At 47.0% G+C, this 19,693-nt stretch carries 15 protein-coding genes and 1 tRNA gene; 9 read left to right on the top strand and 7 right to left on the bottom strand.

Annotated features, from left to right (window positions below):
* Positions 1-20 precede the first annotated feature (20 nt).
* Positions 21-1,184: a sensor histidine kinase gene (locus DXN05_RS08800; RefSeq protein ID WP_116846848.1), complete on the top strand. Its 1,164-nt coding sequence runs from the start codon at positions 21-23 to the stop codon at positions 1,182-1,184.
* Positions 1,185-1,250: 66 nt separating this feature from the next.
* Here DXN05_RS08800 and DXN05_RS08795 read toward each other — a convergent pair.
* A tRNA-Leu gene (locus DXN05_RS08795) sits at positions 1,251-1,334 on the bottom strand.
* A gap of 208 nt (positions 1,335-1,542) precedes the next feature.
* Between DXN05_RS08795 and DXN05_RS08790 the strand changes: the two genes are divergently transcribed.
* Entirely contained in the window at positions 1,543-3,900 is a 2,358-nt protein-coding gene (locus tag DXN05_RS08790) for a tetratricopeptide repeat-containing sensor histidine kinase (protein WP_116846847.1), read from the top strand.
* A gap of 122 nt (positions 3,901-4,022) precedes the next feature.
* A complete protein-coding gene (locus DXN05_RS08785; protein ID WP_116846846.1) occupies positions 4,023-4,274 on the top strand; it encodes a hypothetical protein in 252 nt (83 codons plus the stop codon).
* Between the two features lies 1 nt (position 4,275).
* Here DXN05_RS08785 and DXN05_RS08780 read toward each other — a convergent pair whose 3' ends face one another.
* Positions 4,276-5,571, bottom strand: coding sequence for a sensor histidine kinase (locus tag DXN05_RS08780; protein WP_116846845.1), 1,296 nt, complete (start codon positions 5,569-5,571; stop codon positions 4,276-4,278).
* A 220-nt stretch (positions 5,572-5,791) separates the two neighbouring features.
* Between DXN05_RS08780 and DXN05_RS08775 the strand changes: the two genes are divergently transcribed.
* Entirely contained in the window at positions 5,792-7,039 is a 1,248-nt protein-coding gene (locus DXN05_RS08775; RefSeq protein WP_116847148.1) for a DUF2130 domain-containing protein, read from the top strand.
* A gap of 114 nt (positions 7,040-7,153) precedes the next feature.
* Entirely contained in the window at positions 7,154-8,248 is a 1,095-nt protein-coding gene (locus tag DXN05_RS08770; protein WP_116846844.1) for a hypothetical protein, read from the top strand.
* Between the two features lie 79 nt (positions 8,249-8,327).
* Here DXN05_RS08770 and DXN05_RS08765 read toward each other — a convergent pair whose 3' ends face one another.
* Positions 8,328-9,020: a 4'-phosphopantetheinyl transferase family protein gene (locus tag DXN05_RS08765; RefSeq protein ID WP_116846843.1), complete on the bottom strand. Its 693-nt coding sequence runs from the start codon at positions 9,018-9,020 to the stop codon at positions 8,328-8,330.
* A gap of 105 nt (positions 9,021-9,125) precedes the next feature.
* Between DXN05_RS08765 and dcd the strand changes: the two genes are divergently transcribed.
* Positions 9,126-9,662, top strand: a complete 537-nt coding sequence (dcd, locus tag DXN05_RS08760; protein ID WP_116846842.1) for a dCTP deaminase — start codon at positions 9,126-9,128, stop codon at positions 9,660-9,662.
* 201 nt (positions 9,663-9,863) lie between these two features.
* Here dcd and DXN05_RS08755 read toward each other — a convergent pair whose 3' ends face one another.
* Positions 9,864-11,009 (bottom strand): DUF3810 domain-containing protein, encoded by a 1,146-nt coding sequence (locus DXN05_RS08755; RefSeq protein ID WP_158559177.1) that lies wholly within the window; start codon positions 11,007-11,009, stop codon positions 9,864-9,866.
* Between the two features lie 70 nt (positions 11,010-11,079).
* Here DXN05_RS08755 and DXN05_RS08750 point away from each other — a divergent pair, with 70 nt between their 5' ends.
* Genes DXN05_RS08750 through plsX form a run of 3 tightly spaced genes read left to right on the top strand, consistent with a single transcriptional unit; the run spans position 11,080 to position 12,831 of the window.
* Positions 11,080-11,622 (top strand): YceD family protein, encoded by a 543-nt coding sequence (locus tag DXN05_RS08750; protein WP_116846840.1) that lies wholly within the window; start codon positions 11,080-11,082, stop codon positions 11,620-11,622.
* Between the two features lie 29 nt (positions 11,623-11,651).
* Positions 11,652-11,846 carry a 50S ribosomal protein L32 gene (gene rpmF, locus DXN05_RS08745; protein WP_116846839.1) on the top strand — a complete coding sequence of 65 codons (195 nt, stop codon included), beginning with the start codon at positions 11,652-11,654 and terminating at the stop codon, positions 11,844-11,846.
* A 34-nt stretch (positions 11,847-11,880) separates the two neighbouring features.
* Positions 11,881-12,831, top strand: coding sequence for a phosphate acyltransferase PlsX (gene plsX / locus DXN05_RS08740; RefSeq protein ID WP_116846838.1), 951 nt, complete (start codon positions 11,881-11,883; stop codon positions 12,829-12,831).
* A 101-nt stretch (positions 12,832-12,932) separates the two neighbouring features.
* Here the strand turns inward: plsX and DXN05_RS08735 are convergent, their stop codons facing one another.
* Genes DXN05_RS08735 through DXN05_RS08725 form a run of 3 tightly spaced genes read right to left on the bottom strand, consistent with a single transcriptional unit; the run spans position 12,933 to position 19,626 of the window.
* Positions 12,933-15,197, bottom strand: a complete 2,265-nt coding sequence (locus DXN05_RS08735) for a DUF4838 domain-containing protein (protein ID WP_116846837.1) — start codon at positions 15,195-15,197, stop codon at positions 12,933-12,935.
* Between the two features lie 11 nt (positions 15,198-15,208).
* Entirely contained in the window at positions 15,209-18,067 is a 2,859-nt protein-coding gene (locus DXN05_RS08730) for a tetratricopeptide repeat protein (protein WP_158559175.1), read from the bottom strand.
* A 41-nt stretch (positions 18,068-18,108) separates the two neighbouring features.
* A complete protein-coding gene (locus tag DXN05_RS08725) occupies positions 18,109-19,626 on the bottom strand; it encodes a glycosyltransferase family 2 protein (protein WP_116847147.1) in 1,518 nt (505 codons plus the stop codon).
* Positions 19,627-19,693: the final 67 nt, after the last annotated feature.

Raw genomic sequence — 19,693 nt, 5'->3', positions numbered from 1 at the left:
AAAAAAGCTACATTAGAAGCATGATACGTGCATGGCTTAACTGGAAGACGGTACTGGCGCTGGCTGCCATCATTATTGTGGCCGGCACCATTGTGTATTCACGTTATTTAACCGGCAAAATTGCTGCCGATGAACGCAAAAAAGTAGATGCGTGGGTAGAGGCACAACGCACCATTCTCAGTGCTACGGACCAGACCAGCCTTAACCTTGCCTCCAAAATATCTACTGAAAACGTGGATATCCCCATTATTGAAACCGACGAGAAAGACAGCATCACCAACAACTATCTTAACCTCGACAGCAACAGCATACGCAACAACCCGCAATACCTGCGGCGTACCCTGGCTTCGTTTAAAGCGCTGCACGCCCCTATTGTAATGGTGGTATCGCAACAGCCTTACCAGGCCAATAAATACTACTATGGCCGCAGTGTGCTGCAGCAGGAAATTCAATACTACCCGCTGGTACAACTGATCATTATCTCGCTGTTTATTGTAATTACCCTGTTGCTGATACGCACCAGCCATAAAAGCTCGCAAAACCAGCTGTGGGTGGGCATGGCCAAAGAAACAGCGCACCAGCTGGGCACACCGGTAAGCAGCCTGCAGGGCTGGGTGGAGGTATTGAAAGATGAAAACGGTAACGAGGCCATTGCCACAGAGATAGAGAAAGATGTAACCAGGCTGCAACTGATATCTGACCGTTTTGGAAAAATCGGCAGTCAGCCCAGCCTGGAGAAAAAAGAGCTGCTGGGCCAGGTTACGCACATGGTAAATTACATGCGTAAAAAAGCCGGTGCAGGCATCCGGTTTCAACTTGATTTTGAGAACAGGGAAACTGTGCATGCCATGTTATCAGCGCCGCTGTTTGACTGGGTTATCGAAAACCTCATCAAAAACGCACTGGACGCCATGGAAGGTAAAGGCAGCCTGCATGTGCATGTACACGCGGCACACAGCCATGTGATTATAGATATTACCGACAGCGGCAAAGGCATACCGGCCAAAAACCTGAGCAAGGTGTTTAATCCGGGTTTTACCACCAAGAAACGCGGCTGGGGACTGGGCCTTACACTCACCAAACGTATCATTGAACAATACCACCAGGGGCAAATATTTGTAAAATGGAGCGAGCCGGGCAAGGGCACAACATTCAGAATTGTATTGCCGGCGCTGGTGGATTAGTGCGATGGCTGCTGAGCGACCGGACATAAAAACAAAAAACCCGCTCGTAAAGAACGGGTTTCAAAGTGCGGCGGAGCAGATTCGAACTGCCACGCTTTTTACGGCGCTACCACCTCAAAGTAGTGCGTCTACCAATTTCGCCACCGCCGCGCGGGGTGCAAATATAGCAGAATAGTTCGCTCCTCCAAAAAAATATGCAAATGATGTAAGATGAGCGGGTTATGCCATACAATTTCCCTGTTCCGGCGCATTGTTCATACCATTCGTCTAAATTGCTAATTTATACCTCAGTTTGCTGTGTTCAACCATATTTTGCCGTTGAAAAAGCGGTATTTTTATTCCAAACTGCTGTTCTATCATGCTGAGGCCGTTACTGCTTGCAACCGGTTTGCTTATCGCCAATATTCTTGCCTACGGACAAGGTTCCGCCGGCTCCTCACCGGAAATAAAGCAGTTGTTGTTCCGCGTACAGAAAAGCGGCCAGGACACCAACCGTATTAAAGCCCTGCTGCAAATGGGCGATTATTACCTGCAGCGGCCCGGTGCATTTATCGATGACCTCGACAGCGCATACGCCTGCTTTTCACGCGCGCAGCAACTCAGTAATACCCTTCATTCCGGCAAATGGCAAAACGAAGCCATGGCCCTGCTTGGCAGCTATTATTATGAAACAGGCGATCCTGAACATGGCAAATCCTGTTACATGCACATTATTGACCAGTACCACAAATCGGGCGATAAAGAACTGGAAAAATTATACTGGAACAAACTTATTGCACTCACCAGCGGTAACAACAAAGCCATTGTGCCCGATAATATCCAGCATTTTGAAGATACCCGCCTGCTGTTTATACCCGTGCCTGATAAAATACGTGTACTTGATACACTCAAAAACATTGCATATGCACATATCAAGGAAGGCAGGCTGGATGCCGCCGAAAAAGAACTGCTGCAGGTGCTGGATCAATACAAGGCCAACGGCGTAAAAAAACTGACAGATATTTATGAACTGCTGGCCGAAGTAAGCAAGCTGGAAACCGACCTGCACAAAGAACTCTTCTATAAAATTGAGCTTATTAAAAACATGGAGCTCACAGGCGATACGGCACGTGCAGATTATTATTATTCCAAACTGGCACTCACCTATGCCGACCTGGGCATGTACGACCAAAGCATTGCATGGACCTGGAAAGCATTAACGCGTTTAAAAAGGAACGGCAGGCTCGAAGACTTTTACGGAGACCTGAGCCTGATTATTTACGACCTGGTAATACAGGGCAAGGCCGCAGAAGCCCTGGTATTGCTGAAAAAAACCATGCTCGAAGTGCCACCCATTAACCTTGCGCAGAAAGTAGATTTAAGCGAAGGGTTTGGTAACTGTTATGCCGCTTTAAAGCAATACGCAAAAGCAGAGCAATACTACATAGCCATGATGGATATGTTTAAGATCACCGGCTTTAACCGTACCTACTACAGCACCAATTACCAGATGGTGACTGATTTTATTCACTACAACCAGATCATGGGTAATTTTTATGTAACAACGAAACAATACGAAAAAGCTGGCTTTTACTTTGGAAAAATACTCTCGCTGCCGGCCGGCTCGGTACGCCCGCTTACGCTCAGCAAAATTCACGGTCAGCAGTTTAAGGTAGATTCTGCGATGCACAATTACCTGGCAGCCATTGGTCATTTTGAATTGCACAAACGCATTGATGATTCACTGTACAACGATACCAAGGGCAAACAGATTGAAGAACTGCAGATAAAATATGAAACAGAGAAAAAAGACAAGGAGCTGCAGCTAAAAGAAAAGAATATTGCACTGCTTACCAATAACAGTCTTGTACAGGAGGTTAGCCTGCGCAAGGCCAATCTAAGCCGCGACATTATTGTTATTTCGGCGCTGATACTGCTGGCTGTGGCATTTACAGGTTACCGTTTTAAACAGAAACACAACATACAGTTACGCTCACAGCAAACAGAGATCAACAACAAAAACCAGAAGCTGGAATACCTGCTGGCAGAACAGCAAAAACTGGTAGCCCAGAAGGAATGGCTGGTACGTGAAATACATCACCGTGTAAAGAATAACCTGCAGATTGTGATCAGTCTGCTGAATGTGCAATCCAGCTACCTCGACAATGCTTCTGCCCTGCAGGCCATACAAGACAGCCGCGAGCGCATGCAGGCCATCGCCATCATTCACCAGAAACTGTATCAGCCCGATACAGGCACCATGATCAATTTAAAATCTTACATACAGGAGCTGATGATTTCCCTGCGCGATAGTTTTACAGGGGCTGAAAAAATCTATTTTCACCTGTTGCTGGATGAGATCAACATGGATGTATCACAGGCAGTGCCTGTTGGTTTAATTCTGAATGAAGCCATTACCAATGCGGTGAAATATGCGTTTCCTGGTAGTCAGAAAGGTACCATTGCCATCACTGCCAAACGACTGAACGGGCAGGAAATACTGCTGCGCATTAAAGACAATGGCCGGGGCCTGCCGGAGAATTTCAACCCGAAAAACAGCAACTCACTGGGCATTCAGCTGATGCAATTGTTTTCACAACAGCTCGACGGGCAATTACACATTGCCGGTAACAACGGGGTGGAAGTAACATTGGTATTTGGCCTGCAGCAATCGGTGGAAGGCACCAATGCATTTAGAAACATACCAATCAACAAGGCAACCACGATGGAAGTGTAGATAAGTCAGCGTAATTACATCAATAAAAATCCTTCATTTATTTATTCAGTTTTGTTCAGCGTACGCCATCTGACATGAACGTTGTAAATTCGATCATTGTTCAAACTCTAAACCTGTACAGCATGAGCCGATTCCGGATAAATGATTTACAGTACCACTACACCTGGTCGCCGGCCACCTCTTCTTTCGCCGATTACAACCAGCTCAATCACACCCATGGCTTTGAGATGTTGCATTTCATCAACCGTTTTATGGAAGAGAACCGTTTGTATACCGTAGCATCGGGGCAAAAAATAGAAAGACTGTTGCGTGAACAAATGCCTGGGCAGCATTCTGTACGATACCTGTACCGCTGGCTCAGAAAACAGCTGTAAGTTACACCACACGCCCTTTCAGCGCAATATGAAACGAAGCGCCTGCGCCTTCGGTACTGCTGAACCAGATGCTGCCACCCTGCAGCTGCATATAATCCTTGCACAACATTAATCCAAGTCCTGTTCCTTTTTCTTTTTCGGTACCATACGTAGCAGCAGCCACGAGTGAAAATATGGCCGCCTGTTTATCTGTGGGAATGCCGATGCCATTGTCTGTAACCGAAAGGGTACACCAGCCGTTTTGCACTGCTGCAGTAAGGGCCACCCTGCCGTCTGCCGGTGTAAACTTGATGGCATTGTTCAGCAGGTTGCGCACTACCAGCTGAATCATATCTATATCGGCCGTTACCATAATATTCGCATCAATGGCAGTATGCAGCGCAATGCCTTTGTTTACGGCTGTTACGCCTGCTATGCCAATGGTTTTATGCAATTGCTGTTGCAGGTTTATTTCACGCAGGTTGGCTTTTACTGCCTGCAACTGGTTGCGCGACCAGTTTAATAAATTATTCAGCAGCTCCTGTGTGTGTTCGGTAGTTACCAGCAAGCCCTTTTCCATATCCAGCCGCTCTGCTGCATCAAGGTCAACTTCAGTCAACAGGTGCAGGTATTGCTTTACCGAGTTCAACGGCGTACTTAAATCGTGCGACAAAATCGAAAACAGTTTGTCTTTCTCTGCATTGAGCCGCTGCAGTTCAAGCGTTTGCTTTTCGGTGAGTGATTTTTGTTCGCTGTATCCCCTGCGTATCTGGATAATGCAGAAAGTAAGCAGGGTAACAACAATGATGTAGGAAGCGCTATTGTCTACAAACAGTTCAAGCCGCGTATAATTCTGTTGTTTTACAATACCCGGGTGGTAATATTCATATACGCACAAACCCGCTACCAGTATGAGGTTCAGCGAAAACCACCAGATCCATTTACGCTGGCTTACAATAGCGATGATCAGGAATAATACAGCTGCAAACATGAGTAAGGAAGAACCCTGCACACCCCCGCTGAAAAAATAGCCCACACCAATGAGTACATGGGTTTCAATGGCAGATAGCATTACAGCCAGGTTCAGTTTGCCTTTTTTACGGGATAGATAAAACAGCAGGAACTGCGCCACCAGTATAACGGCAGTGATAACCGTGGATATATACAAACCAACAATGAGGTTGAAAATGGTTTCAAACCCCAGCGCCCCCATAATAATTAAAGAAAAGGAATGGAATATCCTGCTTTCAAAAGGCACATCCACAGGATTGCCCGCAAACCTTAGCCACCACTCTTTTAACAAAGCCCTGTTTCTCATGTAATGTGCGCAAAATAAAGTGCGCAAAAATAGGGGAATCCTTGTAACGGCGCGGCCAGCAGCCGTTAAAGCTTAAAAACAGTTGGGTTTTGCGTTTGCGCACGGCAATGCACCTGATCACACAATACAATACAGCGTTACCATATGAAGAAAAAAACGACTATCTTACCCCGCTCCTGCCGTGTCGCAGGAATCTGTTATTATTGTAAAAAAATATGTTATGGCTTATGTGGTAACCTGCCCAAGTTGCGGAAACAGCTTCGATCCCGGTGAATCTATCCGCGACCAGGTTCAGAAAGATCTGCGTGCAAAAATGGTAGACTGGCAAAAAACAAAAGACGACGAGTTTAAAAAGAAAGAAACCGAATTTCAACGCCAGCTGCAGCAACAGCAGGCAGATGCCGAGCGAAAAGCACAGCTTGAAAAACAACAGTTGCAGAAAGAGCTGGAAGAAAGCATCCGCCGCAGCATGACGAGTGATTACGAAAACCAGCTGAAGATGTTGCAGCAAAGCGCAGCCGACAATGAAGAAAAACTGAAAGAGGCACGCAGGAAAGAGCTGGAGTTTCTGCAAAAACAACAGGAGCTGCTGAACAGGGAAGCAGAACTGGAAATAAACATGCAGAAACGACTGCTGGAAGAACGCAACCAGCTCAGTGAAAAAATACGGAAGGAAGAAATGGAACGCAACCAGGTAAAGGAAACCGAGTTTCAGCTGCGCCTGCGCGAGATGGAAAAGCAACTGGAAGACCAGAAGAAACTGGCTGAAGAAATGCGCCGTAAAGCCGAACAGGGCAGTATGCAGTTACAGGGTGAAGTGCAGGAACTGCTGCTGGAAGAAATGCTGCAGGCAAGTTTCCCTTTCGATAAAATTGAAGAAGTAGGCAAAGGTGTGCGCGGCGCGGATTGTATTCAAAACGTTCGCAACCAGTTTGGACAGGAATGCGGCCGCATTATTTATGAAAGCAAACGCACCCTTAGTTTCTCGAACGATTGGATTGAAAAGCTGAAGGCCGATATGCGCAGTCTGGGTGCAGATATTGCGGTGATTGTAACACAGGCTTTCCCGAAAGATATGGATCGCTTTGGTGAAAAAGACGGTGTGTACATTTGCACGTTTGCAGAAGTAAAAAGCCTGGCCCTGGTGCTACGCAACGCACTGATTAAACTGGCCGATTCACGCAAAAGCCAGGAAAACAAAGGCGATAAAATGGTGATGCTGTACGACTATTTAATCAGCAATGAATTTGGTGAACAATGGAAGGCGATACGTGAAGGTTTTATGAGCATGAAACTCAGCATACAGCGGGAACGTGACGCCATGGAAAAACTATGGAAGGCACGCGAAAAACAACTGGAAAAGGTATTGCTGAATGCAGCACACATCAAGGGTTCTATTGAAGGCATCGCAGGTACAGATGCGGTAAACCTTACGCTGATTGATGATACGGACCCGTTGCTGGATTAAGGTGGTGAGGGAATACGAAAGCCAGTGAATAGGCAATAGTGAATAAAGCCATTGAACAATTGAACAATTAAACAATTGAACTTTTAAACCTAAAGCGCCTGCGCGCTGTCCCCAATGTTTTACATAGAACGCGAACATATTGAACACATCCGCCCATCGAGAAAGAAACCGATTTTCCCGGTGAACGATTACCTGCGTCATTACCTGGTGAAACACGGGCGTGAAGTGCGGCTGCCTGCGGGATATGCAGATCTGCAGCGGTTTGTGTATTCTGTTCCGCTCAAGGATAAAAATGGCAGGAACAGTTTATGGGAAACGGTTTCGTATGACAGTCATGACTGGAACTACCTGCGCGAAAGCCTGGTGCGCATGTATGCCATTTTAAAAACAGAAGGTGACCTGAGTTTTGTCAACCATCTTGATGTGGCGCGGGTAGACTTTTGCAGCTTTGGCAACAGTCAGCCTTTTCGCATACGCATCGTAAACAAGTTTAATGACAACTACGATCACTACTATGTTAAACCGGCAGATGCCAGCCGCGTGTATGGCCTGGAGCTGGAACACCTGCTGTCACCGGATCGCATCACTTTTTTAACACACAGCAACACACTGATTGAAGAACATATTCCCGGCATACCGGGTGATGTGTTTATCAAGGAACACCTGCACAAACAGGACATCAATCCCATCAGGCTGGCGAAAGAATTTGTCAAGTTCAACGAGCGTTGCTTTGTGCGGCTGCTGGGCGATATGCGTTCGTACAATTTTATTGTAAATGTAACACCTGATATTGAAGATGTGCAATACCGCATCCGCTCTATCGATTTTGACCAGCAATCGTATGAAGGGTTAAAAAAGTTGTACCTGCCGCAGTTTTTTAAAGAGAATTATCCATTGGTAGAGCTTGCACAGAAGCACCTCGATAAAAGCTCCATTGCGCAGTACCAGACAGAAGAAAGAACACTGATGGCCATCCGGTTGGTATCATCACGGTATCGTGTAAAAGAACTGCTCGACATTATGCATGACGACACGATTTCAAAGCCGGAAAAAATAAGCCAGCTGCGCACCGAACTGGCGCAATACTTTCAGCAACCGGTATTCACACGTGCCAACACCATGGGCCAGCTGGTAAAAACACAACTCAAACAAACGCTTCGCAAAAACCTGCTGTTTATCCCTAAATCGAAAAGCCGGTTTGATGACTGAGGATAGTTGCAAGCTTTTAGCTTTTAGCTACGAGCTGCAAGCCTATTCCGCGCATCTGCCTGCGGCGAAAGTGGCAGTATTAAAATTCGCTAAGATCATCTCGACTGTCGATTCTCGATTCTCGTTCTTCACTCACAATTGACGCTTCCAGCGCCCACACCAGGCTCATGCCGGGAAACAATTTCCAGTACAGGGATAAGGGGTAAGTGGTATCGCGGATAAAGCGGCCATTCATTTTTCCTTCGGGAGCATAATCGAACGTATCGAGCCGTATGGCTTCGCTGAAATCAACACTGCCAAAACTCCACCATTTGTATACGGCTTCTTTGGCACTCCATAAAACGGTAAGCAGCTCTTCCTGCTGTGGCTGCCCGGGAGCAGCCTGCTGTACGCGCGCCCATTCGGTGCTGTGTAAAAATTTGTTGCGGATATTATAAACACGGGGGGTAACCATTTCTATGTCTATTCCCACGCGTTGTGTTCGGCTTACAATGGCAGCTGCATGACTGCCGCAATGCGATATGGAAAAATGGTATTGTTCATCAGGCAGGTAAGGTTTGCGGCTATCGGCAATAAGCATTTCATGGTAAGGAAAACCCGGGAAAAGTGCTTGTAACAGGTAACGCCCCGCGAGGTGCTGCAGGCGTTTGTGCGGGTGCGTAATATCACGGTGACTGGGCACTTTCGCTTCAAAAAAAGCAGCGTCTTCGGTGATGTGCCAGATACCGAGTTTGGTGTTTTCGTTGATATCTTGTTGAAAAAACAAGGGCATTGTAAAAAATTGTGTCTTTAGATTGCAGATTTACGATTTATTTGCAAAACAATTGCCGCGCACCTTTATGCGGCGGCATTTACAGGTACTTTCTAACCTTACTATATGATTTTATCTGATACGCGCATCCTGGAAGAAATTGAAAAGGGCACAATTCTCATTGCCCCGTATAACCGTGCCTGTCTTGGCAGCAACAGCTACGATGTGCACCTGGGTGCTGTGCTGGCCACTTACAACGATGCTGAGCTGGATGCCCGCAAACACAACCTGATCACTTCTTTTGAAATACCTGAAGAAGGATACCTGCTGCTGCCTCATGTGTTTTACCTGGGTGTAACGGAAGAATACACGGAAACGCATGCCCATGTGCCGTTCCTGGAAGGTAAATCGTCTACCGGCCGCCTGGGTATTGATATACATGCCACTGCCGGCAAGGGTGATGTGGGCTTTTGCGGCAACTGGACACTTGAAATATCTGTAAAACAACCGGTACGCGTATACAAAGGTATGCCCATCGGCCAGCTGATCTACTTCCCGGTAGACGGAGAAATTGCCGTAAAATACAACCAGAAATCAGACGCCAAATACAGCGGCCAGCCCAACAAACCGGTAGAAAGCATGATGTGGCGGAACAAGTTTTAGAAAAGCTTTTAGCAGGTAGCTTTTAGCAATTAGCTGATTGGTGAACGATGATTTAATGCCGTTTGGTCGTCTCTTTGTGATCTTTGCGGGCTTTCCCTTTGTGTGCTTTGTGGTAAAAAAATCGCTTTCTGCTATCATATCCCGATGTGTCGGTTCTTGACTGACAACTCACGATTGCCGATTCTCGACTGACGATTCCCGTTACAGTTCCCCGTATTTTTTTCGGTAGGCCACCAGCCAGCCGGTAACGGCATTGTAGGTATCTACACCCTGGGGCTGGTGATTGGCTTTGAGATACTGGCCATAAAAAAAAGATATCACCGGCTCAGCACGATTTTTGTATTTAAGATAATAACGCCTGCGTGCACGGAGGTCGATTTTTACAAGGGTATCAAGTGCGCGGTAATTGCGGCGGGCAGCAGAAGAATCGCGCAGGTACAGTTCACTGTTGGCATAGCGGAATAAATCTGTGTACACAGAATAGGCAAATACCGGGTTACCGGCGGCTTTGGCAGCCAGGTAGCCCACAAAATTCGCTTCACTTTCATCTCCATAGCCCAATTGATGCGATACCTCGTGGCAGGTAATATAGGGCAAATCACCCGGGGGGACTTTTATATTAACCTGCGCCTCGCCGGTAAACGGGTTGTAATAACCTGCGGTACCCATGTACATAAGCAGTTCACTGAACATAGACGGTTTAATACTGGCCCTGCGGTACGCAAGAAAAGGAAACTGCTGCTCCAGCTTGCTGTAGGCCTCTTTGGTGCCGGTAATAATTTCCTGGTAGTCAGGATAAACATAATTGGTATCCGGCCCCAGCTGCAGTCGCGCCGCATTGGTCTTGTGCAACAGCTCCTGTGTAATGGAATCGAGCGTTGGTGTGGAGTAAGGCTGCTCATCAAGATGCAGCTGGTAGGCAATACCCAGGCGGCTGTAATTGAGCCCCCATACCAGGTAAAAAAACACATATATAAACAGCAGCTTGCCCACCAGGCGCGATAACTTCAGCCAAAGCCATTGCCAGGTAAAAGTTTTATTGAAAATGACCCGGAACAATTGTATAACGCCTATTATTAATGCGAGCCCCCAGGAGATATACAACAGATCGCCTGCGCTGAAAGGCAGCCAGCCAAGCAGGGTGCGTTGAATGGAGGCAATGCGCTTAAACCAATTAGCTGAATACCAATATTCTACAGCGGAAGGAAAATAGCCGGCGAGGTAAATAAGAATGGCGAGGAACAACAAAACAGCATTTCTGATCCAGGTACGTTTGAGGGAATACCGGTTGTATAAAAATGTATAATTTCGCTTCATTCTGCCCACAATTACGTTAAGATTGGTCATAAAACCAATTTTCCTTTGGTAGAAATATGAATTAATGCTACCTTTGCCAGCCCTAAAAATCTGGCCAGCCATGAATAACCGGAGAGAGTATGAAATAGCGTTTGTAGGTTTAAAGCCGGGTGTTCATGAGTATCAATACCAGATTGAGGACAAGTTCTTTGCACAGTATGGCGAGCAGGATTTCTCGAATTGCAGGGCTACGGTAAAACTGGAGCTGGATAAGCACAACGGTTTTATGATGCTGAAATTCGATATCGGCGGTACAGCAGAAGTGCTGTGCGACCGTTGCGGAAATTCCCTTACCATGCAGTTATGGGACGAATTCAGGCTGATTGTTAAAATGGTAGACGAGCCGGAAGTGATGAATACCCAGGAAGAAGATCCTGATGTGTATTACATCAGCAAAGGCGAAAGCCATTTGTATCTGGCTGACTGGATATATGAATTTATAAACCTGAGTATTCCCAACCAGAAAATGTGTCCTGAAGATGAAGTGGGCGGCCCCCGGTGCAATAAAGAAGTACTGGAGAAGCTGAAAAAAATGGAAGAACAGGCCAAAAAAGATACTAATCCAATCTGGAAAGGGTTGGATCAGTTTAAAGATCTTGAATAAACATTAGTTGATTTTTTAAAACTTGAGATATGCCAAATCCAAAACGCAGACACTCTCAGCAGCGCAGCGCGAAGAGAAGAACACATTACAAAGCTGAGGCTGTTACACTGAGCAAGGATACCACTACAGGTGAAACGCATGTACGTCACCGTGCACACGTGAGCGAAGGTAAATTATACTACAAAGGCCAACTGGTAGCTGAAAAAGCTCCCCTGAAAGCGTAACCTTTTAGAATAATATAATTGCAGCTTGCCGGACATGAACATTGGAATAGACATGATGGGAGGAGACTTTGCACCGCTGGAAGCGGTGAAGGGTTTGCATCTGTATCTCGAAAACAATGTACATGCTCCGGCGGCCTTTTTTTGTATAGGCCAGGAAGATAAAGTGCTTCCGCTTTTACAGGAATACGGGCTGGATAAACATCCTGCAATTCGCTTTATCCCCGCTCCCGAAGTCATCGGGTACCATGAGCATCCTACCAAAGCGCTCAAAGAAAAACAGCAATCCAGCATTGCCATCGGTTTTCATTTGCTGGCCACCGGCAAAACAGATGCCTTTATCAGTGCCGGCAATACCGGCGCCATGCTGGTAGGCACGCTGTACAGCATTAAAGCATTGCCCGGTATTCAACGCCCAACTATTGCCACACTGGTTCCCAAATTAGACGGCAGCAACGGTATTTTGCTTGATGTTGGCTTAAACACCGATTGCAAACCCGAAAACCTGAACCAGTTTGCCGTACTCGGCAGTTTATACGCCAGCAATATCCTGGGCGTAAGCAATCCGGCAGTGGCCTTGCTGAATGTGGGTGAAGAAGAAGGCAAGGGCAACCTGCTTGCACAAGCCGCCTATCCCCTGCTGAAAGAAAATGCCGATATCAACTTCACCGGCAATGTAGAAGGCCGCGATGTATTTACCGGGAAAGCCGACGTTATTGTTTGCGATGGTTTCACCGGTAACGTGATTCTTAAAATGGCAGAATCCATTTACGACATTGCCCGCCAGCGCAACCTGCACAACGACGATTATCTCCACCGTTTCCACTACGAAAATTACGGCGGCACACCTGTACTGGGCGTTGCCAAACCCGTGATCATTGGTCATGGCATCAGCAACGGCAAAGCCTTCCAGAACATGCTGAAACTCGCCATTAAAATGATCGAATCTGATCTCTGCGGACAAATCAAAGAGAAATATAAAGACTAGAAAGAACTATAGTTTGATGGTTTATTGGTTCAATTGATGCACGGCTGCTGCACTTTGATTTATTCACTATTGACTATTCACTATTCACCGGCTTTTACTCACTAGTTCACATAAATCTCGTCACAACACAACATAGACTTGCGGTTGGCGCGGAAACGCCATGCAGGCAATACACTTTGATTGATGGCTGAAACCCTTATGTAGCGGGCATTTACAGGGGATGGCAATTGCAGGCTGTTGTTGCGGATGGATACATTGTAATGCTCTTCTGTTACTGCATCTGTATTGGTTAACTGGCCTGCCTGTTTAAAATGCACACCATCTGCAGATGTTTCAATACGAATGGCGGAAGGAAGAAATATCCAGTGACGCGGATCGTCAAGGAAATGCATGCTGATGGATTTGCAGTTGATGGCCTTACCCAGGTCGAGCGTGGCAATCAGGTCTGTACCGTAAAAGCAAAGCCAGTTATAGCTGAAATCATTATAGCCGGTTACGCCGTCAACCAACGTTTGTTCTTTCTTAGCGGGGTATTCGGGTGCGAATGCATTGGCCAGTTGCACAGTTGCATGCAAGGCCAGGTTAGGTGTATAACCTTTGGCGAAAATGGTTTGCCATTCGGCTGCATACGCATCGGGGTTAACACCACCTTCTGCCAGTTCTGTTACACCGGCCTTTTTAGCCTGTTCTGCGAAGCGTTTTACTCTTGCCGGCCAGTTAGGCCTTACTGCATACCCAGCCTTGTCATCGGGCTGTAAATAGCCAAATTTATCGATACCGAAAAAGCGCGATTGCTGCAATACGGTGTATTCCAGTGAAAGGCGCACATTTCGTACACGGTTTAGTAACGCAGTGTCTGTTTCCACCACTGCTTCGGCCTTATCCAGTAAGGTAGAATAGCTATCGATATGGGCGGGTGATAAATAACCGTTGTAATCATTCACCGGGTTGCCGTAAATATCCAGCGGCTTTGCGGCTGCATCCCGGTTCTGCTGCAGCTGTTGCAGGTATTCGTACACGTATTTGCCAGCAGGGCCATAATACCCGTCGCAAAAGTTGCGGATCACTGCCGTTGCATCTGCCTGTGCATTCCACAGCAGCTTTGCCTGCAGGTAGCTGGCCAGCTCGGCCATATCGCTGTAGGTATCGCCACTACCCTGTGCAAATACTCCCTGCACATTGTTTTCGCGGAAATACTGCATGTTGTTCTGCAGCAGGTCTATATCGGGAAATGGTGCAAGGTAGTTGGTGAACTGCGTGGTATAATCCCAGATAAAAATGTTTTTGGTAAGTGCCGCCCATCCTTTCAGGTCATTGCGAAAACCCGCGGCTGATGGGGCCTGGCGCAGCGGCTTATCGCGGTATGCATCAATATTGCTGAGCATGATGTATACGTTGGGTGCAGGCTTGGTTTGCTTGGGCGGATGACTGGCGTAGAGGTAGGCGAGTGTGGTGAACTGCTTGCCAGGAAAGGTTTTCGCAATCCTGTTAACAAAACGGATCAATGATCCCTGCGGGCCACCTTCTTCTGCATCGGTTTTGGCGCATTGGTCGCAGGTGCAGTAACCCAGGTCGTCGTTGATACTCACAGACCAATACAAGGCATCGGGATTATCTGCAAAACGTTTCTTCAGGTTTTGCACGGCGATATTGTATACCTGCTCATTGGATAAACAGAGCTGCGAAGCCTGGCGATGACCGTTAACGAGTGAGAAGTATTCAGGATGTGATTTGAAGTATTCGGCAGGCGGCACCAGCTTGTAAAAAGAATGTCCCCATAAACCCCACAAGTCTTCAAACTGGTGCAGGCGGTGCCATTCCAGGTATTCTGCATTGTTCGATGGCGGATAATATGTTTGCCGGTACACCATAGCGGGCTGCTGCACATCCTGCAGGCCTGCAGGCAGGGTAAGCGCAGATTGTTTCGGTACCTGTGCCGTTGCTGCGCTGTATTTTTTGCAGCCAAAGTATTCATCCAGCAAATGATACACACCATATACAACAGCCTTGCCCGACGCACCTTTGATAAACACGCCCGATGCATTGGTCACCACAGCAAACCCTTCACCGGTAATACCCGGCGCTATGTTTTTTGATGCTGCACATTTGCCGATATACACTGCCTGACTTCCCTTGAAATTTGTTTCGGATACTACCGGCAAACGGGCCCCGCTTATTTGCTGCAGGTAGGTTTGCAGCACTTCTGCCGCGTGTTTATCTGCCTTTGTTGCTTCCTGCGGTAATATAATACTCATGCTGCTTTTGCCGCCGCTTGCCAGTGTAATGGCCCCGGGCAGCGAATGACAGGCATTGGTGGTTAACACACCCAGCAACAGCACAATACCACGCATCAGGTTACGCAACATATTCGGTTGTTTTAGAATTTCCGTAAAAAAGACAGGTACACATCGTACTGGTTACGATATTGTGTAGTAAGCTTCTGATTGTACCAGTTGCCACTAAGCGATAACGTGTTTCTGTAACGGAATGTTTTCTGGTAACCCGCACCAATGCTGTAGGTTTTTGAACCCAGGTTCTTTGCCAGCTGAAAGTTGCGGCTGAAATCATCAGGTGAGTTACCGGTACCCAGGCTGGCGAAAATAAATTCGTCTTTATCAAAGTACTGGCGTGCGCTCAGTACAACAGACTGGTACTGCGAACCCTGCTGGAAGATTAAATAGCCACGCAGGTTTACCCAGAAATCACCATAATATTTCCCTACCGAACCTACTACAGAGGCTGTGCTCACGGTATCGAAATTCAGGTAACGGCCACCCAGTTCTCCCTCCCATCCATGTTTAAATGTGCGGAAGATAGAGTACGCTGCTTTGTATGCAGGAAACACCACTTTATTGGCAACACCGAGGTTCACGAACGAACGCCAGTCTTTGTTGTGTGCGTATTCACTTTCAACTTCCAGCTGTAAACCGGTACCATTGCCGCGGCCTGCGAAATTGAGCCGGCCTGCAATGGAACCGCGTTTAATAAAGCGTGCATATTGCACCGTAGCAATATTGGCATGCGTTCTGAATCCGCCTGAATCAAAGGTAGAGTTCAGGAAAAACAGTCCAATCTGGTTTTTATATTGTTTGCTTTTAAGGTAAGCAGCATAATCACCATTTTTTGCGGGGTTCATGTGTGCTGCAGAATCGGCTGCCAGTGCAGCGGCTGTGTAGTCTTTTTTGTTTTCCAGCACGACTGCCCGTTTCAATACAAAGTATTCGCTGTTGGGGTAATACTGCATGCCACGGTTAATCAGCACCAGTGCAGAATCGTACTGTTGCTTTTCGTTGAGTATGTTAATGCTGTAAGCAAGGGCATTGGAATCTTTGGGTGCAATGGCCAGCACTTTCCCAAACTCAGCCAGCGCGCTGTCTGGCTGGTTGGCTACATTGTAGGCCCTGCCTGCAGCCAGTACGTTTTCAATATAACTGTCGCGTATCTTGTTGTTGTACGGGTACCTGTCTTTCAGCATACCAGTAATTGCATAAGCTTCCTGGTAGCGTTTCATGGAATTGAGTATGGATGCTTTTTTCAGCAGCTGGTCTTTTGAACCGGGTGTGATTTTCAATGCTTCATCAACATAGTATAAAGCCGAATCGTAACGCAGGCTTCCGCTTTCGAGGTTGGCCATATTGTTGAGTGCATCCATGTTGCGCGGATCAACAGCCAGCACTTTCCTGAACGTTTCACGCGCTGCATCGTAATCATCTGCCTGCATCATCGTGCGGCCATTACTCACGAGCTGATCAACATAAGTAATCTGGTAACGTTTGTTCTGCGGGTACAACTGCATTAACCTGCCCGATACTTCAGCGGCTTCTGTAAAACGGCCGTCATCCTGCAATATGGCTGATTTGCGCAGCAGGAAGGCTTCATTATCGGGATAATATTGTAATGCCCTGTCTACAACTGCGTTGGCTGAATCGTAGTTCTTGCGGTTGGTTAATATATTGATGGAATAATTAAGCGCAGCCACATTCTGCGGGTTCACATTCAGTACTTTTTTAAATTCCATCAAAGCGCTGTCATCCTGCTGGTCGTTCATAAAGGCACGGCCGCTCATAATGCGCAGATCAACAAACTGCTGCAGGTTACCTGCAGTGTTCGGGTTTTGGCGCCACATTTTTTCAGCCAGGTCAGCAGCCTGGGTGTAGCGTTGCAGGCTTTGCAGCAGGCTGAGTTTTTTGAGCAGGAAACCTCGGTCGCTGCTGTAATATTTCAGGGCCTTGTTCACCCATTGCAATGCTTCTTCATTGTTGTTGCGGGAAGAGGCGATATTGATCACATAGTTGAGTGCTTCCCTGTCAGACGGTGCTTTTTCCAGCACAGCCTGGAACTGTGTGTAGGGATCAGTATTGAGGTAATACCTGCCTGCAGCCATGTGCAGGTCGATATTGATGCGCTGCAGCTTGCTGTCGCCGGGGAATAACTTAATCATTTTCTGCAGCACGTCAATCGCTTCGGGATAGCGTTTCATTTCTTCAAGCATCCCTTCCTTGCGCAGCAGGTATTCGTAGGAATTGGGTTGCTTTTCAAGTGCCCCGTTAATATACGCCAGCCCCTGTTCGTAGTTGCCGGTGCGTATTTCAATATTGTAAATGGCATCGAGCACCTCTTTGTTAGAGGGATCCTGCTCCAGTACCTTTTCAAACTCGTAACGTGCGCGCAGGTAGTTGCCCTGTTTCAGGTATTGTTGTCCCAGTTCAACCTTGGTATCAATGTATTTGCGCAGCACCACGGTATCACGCGGAAAATCGCTGAGCAGCTTATCTGTCCATTTATCGGCATACTGGCTGTAGCCCAGCATATGGAGGATACTCATTTTTTTTAGTGCCAGCTCCTGGTCGGTCGGGAACTGGTACAGTGCATCATCTGCATAACACAAAGCCTCTTCGTAGCGTTTTGAGTTTACTTCAATGTTAATGAGGTATACATATACTTCGCGGTAATTGGGATTTTCTACAAGCACGGTTTTAAACAGCATGCGCGCACTGTCGTAGCTGCGCACCGCGTAATACAGGCGGCCCAGCGCAAACTGGAAATCATTGTCATTGGGCATTTTCTCCAATGCCTGCCGGCAAATGCTGATGCCTTTTTTGTATTCGCCTGCCTTGTATGCAGCATCTGCCTGTTTCAGCAATTCATCGGTGTTAATGCGCGGCTTTCTTATCTGCGCGTTTGCAGCACCAACGCACAATAACAGGCAAAGTATTGCCCATACTTGTTTACACATATTCAATTTTCTAGCAGCTTTATTCATGCGGTTCATGTAAATCAGGCTGTTTGCGTTTGTTTCTGACCAAATCCCTGCCGTTGCATGTTACCCCATGCATGTTTACGGTTGGTAACAAAGTTGAAATACCCTTTCAGTGCGAAGAATACAATCAGCGGGTGATAAATAATCGGCTCCAGGAAGGCCATGAGGCAAATGCCCAGTACCTCGCGCCAGGTTTTGTAATACCGGTACGTGATCTGATCCCATAAAATAGCAAGGGTGGTGATCATTACCGAATAGGTATATACAAACAGCAGCAATATTTTCGCAAAGGGCCAGTTTATCTGGTTTGTGGCGATGATGTAGATGTAGTACAGGATACCGAGAAATTCAATAACCGGCGCCAGGAATTCGAAGAACAGGTTGTAAGGGAATACAATCATGCCCAGTCTTCCATAACGCGGGTTGAATATAATTTTCTTGTGAATGCTCATGATCTGTATCAAACCACGTCCCCAGCGTGTGCGCTGGCGGCCGAAGATCTTGAGGTTTGGCGGACCTTCTGTCCAGCACTGCGTGGTAGGTATGTAGCGGATGGCGTATTTCATTTTGTTATCGCGCATGTAGGTACACATGCGTGTTACCAGGTCCATGTCTTCACCAAACGATTTGTGGTCGTACCCACCTGCCTTTACCGCCACTTCCTTATCAAACAAACCCAAACCGCCTGATACGTTGGGTACGCTGTTGATGTAGCTCCAACCCATTTTACCCAGCACATACGCGCGTATATATTCCATTTCCTGGAAACGCGGGATGAGTTGTTTGGGCGGGCGTACACGGGTAATGACACCCTCATCTACCTCACAGCTGTTTACCATGCGCAACGTAGCGCCAGATGCAATTACCCTGCGGCTGTCTTCCTGAATATGACGGTAACCGCATTCAGGGCAGGGCTCTCCTACTTCCCTGATTTTTTTTCCTTCCTCATCCATGAAAGGCTTGATCATGCGCAGCAGGGTATCTTTTTCAATGATACAATCCACATCTGTACACAAGAAGTAGGGAAAGGCGGCGGCATTGATACCTGCATTGGAGGCATCGGCCTTGCTTTTACCGTTTACCTTATCAATTACCAGCAGTTTGTCGTACGCGGGATTGGTTGATTTAAACACGCGCTTTACGGGCTGTGTCACTATTTTTTCATTGTACGCAAAATCTACCTGCACCATGCTGAACTCAGCAATCATTTTCTCCAGCGTATCATCTTTACTGCCATCGTTGATGATGATTACCTCGAATTTGGGATAGTTCAGTGTAAGCAGCGAACGCACATTGGTGATGATGGTTACGCTTTCATTGTAAGCAGGTGCAATAATGGAGATGCCCGGCACCAGCGGCGAATCGAGCAATTTGGTATAATCTGCATATGCCGCCTTTTTCTGGTAAAGGCGGATGGAGATGAAGGAAAGCATAGCCAGCAAGGCATACATCAACAGCATGGATGTGCCGTACAGGAATACAAAGGTTTCGAAGAACCAGGCTATTTTTTCCCAGATTGTTGTAGTCTGTTCCATATTGTACATACCCGCAGCCAGGCCGGGGTTATTTTGTTCTTGTTTTTTATTGCACAGGCAACCGCTC

The organism is Deminuibacter soli, from assembly GCF_003412455.1.
GTDB classification, from domain to species: domain Bacteria; phylum Bacteroidota; class Bacteroidia; order Chitinophagales; family Chitinophagaceae; genus Deminuibacter; species Deminuibacter soli.
This window is presented reverse-complemented; position numbering and strand designations above follow the sequence as displayed.

Coding starts and splice junctions, on each gene's coding strand:
- DXN05_RS08785 (WP_116846846.1), top strand. CDS start 4,023: ATGAGCCGATTCCGGATAAATGATTTACAGTACCACTACACCTGGTCG.
- DXN05_RS08750 (WP_116846840.1), top strand. CDS start 11,080: ATGAATAACCGGAGAGAGTATGAAATAGCGTTTGTAGGTTTAAAGCCG.
- DXN05_RS08725 (WP_116847147.1), bottom strand. CDS start 19,626: ATGGAACAGACTACAACAATCTGGGAAAAAATAGCCTGGTTCTTCGAA.
- rpmF (WP_116846839.1), top strand. CDS start 11,652: ATGCCAAATCCAAAACGCAGACACTCTCAGCAGCGCAGCGCGAAGAGA.
- DXN05_RS08730 (WP_158559175.1), bottom strand. CDS start 18,067: ATGTGTAAACAAGTATGGGCAATACTTTGCCTGTTATTGTGCGTTGGT.
- DXN05_RS08770 (WP_116846844.1), top strand. CDS start 7,154: ATGTTTTACATAGAACGCGAACATATTGAACACATCCGCCCATCGAGA.
- DXN05_RS08800 (WP_116846848.1), top strand. CDS start 21: ATGATACGTGCATGGCTTAACTGGAAGACGGTACTGGCGCTGGCTGCC.
- DXN05_RS08775 (WP_116847148.1), top strand. CDS start 5,792: ATGGCTTATGTGGTAACCTGCCCAAGTTGCGGAAACAGCTTCGATCCC.
- DXN05_RS08790 (WP_116846847.1), top strand. CDS start 1,543: ATGCTGAGGCCGTTACTGCTTGCAACCGGTTTGCTTATCGCCAATATT.
- plsX (WP_116846838.1), top strand. CDS start 11,881: ATGAACATTGGAATAGACATGATGGGAGGAGACTTTGCACCGCTGGAA.
- DXN05_RS08735 (WP_116846837.1), bottom strand. CDS start 15,197: ATGTTGCGTAACCTGATGCGTGGTATTGTGCTGTTGCTGGGTGTGTTA.
- dcd (WP_116846842.1), top strand. CDS start 9,126: ATGATTTTATCTGATACGCGCATCCTGGAAGAAATTGAAAAGGGCACA.
- DXN05_RS08780 (WP_116846845.1), bottom strand. CDS start 5,571: ATGAGAAACAGGGCTTTGTTAAAAGAGTGGTGGCTAAGGTTTGCGGGC.
- DXN05_RS08765 (WP_116846843.1), bottom strand. CDS start 9,020: ATGCCCTTGTTTTTTCAACAAGATATCAACGAAAACACCAAACTCGGT.
- DXN05_RS08755 (WP_158559177.1), bottom strand. CDS start 11,009: ATGACCAATCTTAACGTAATTGTGGGCAGAATGAAGCGAAATTATACA.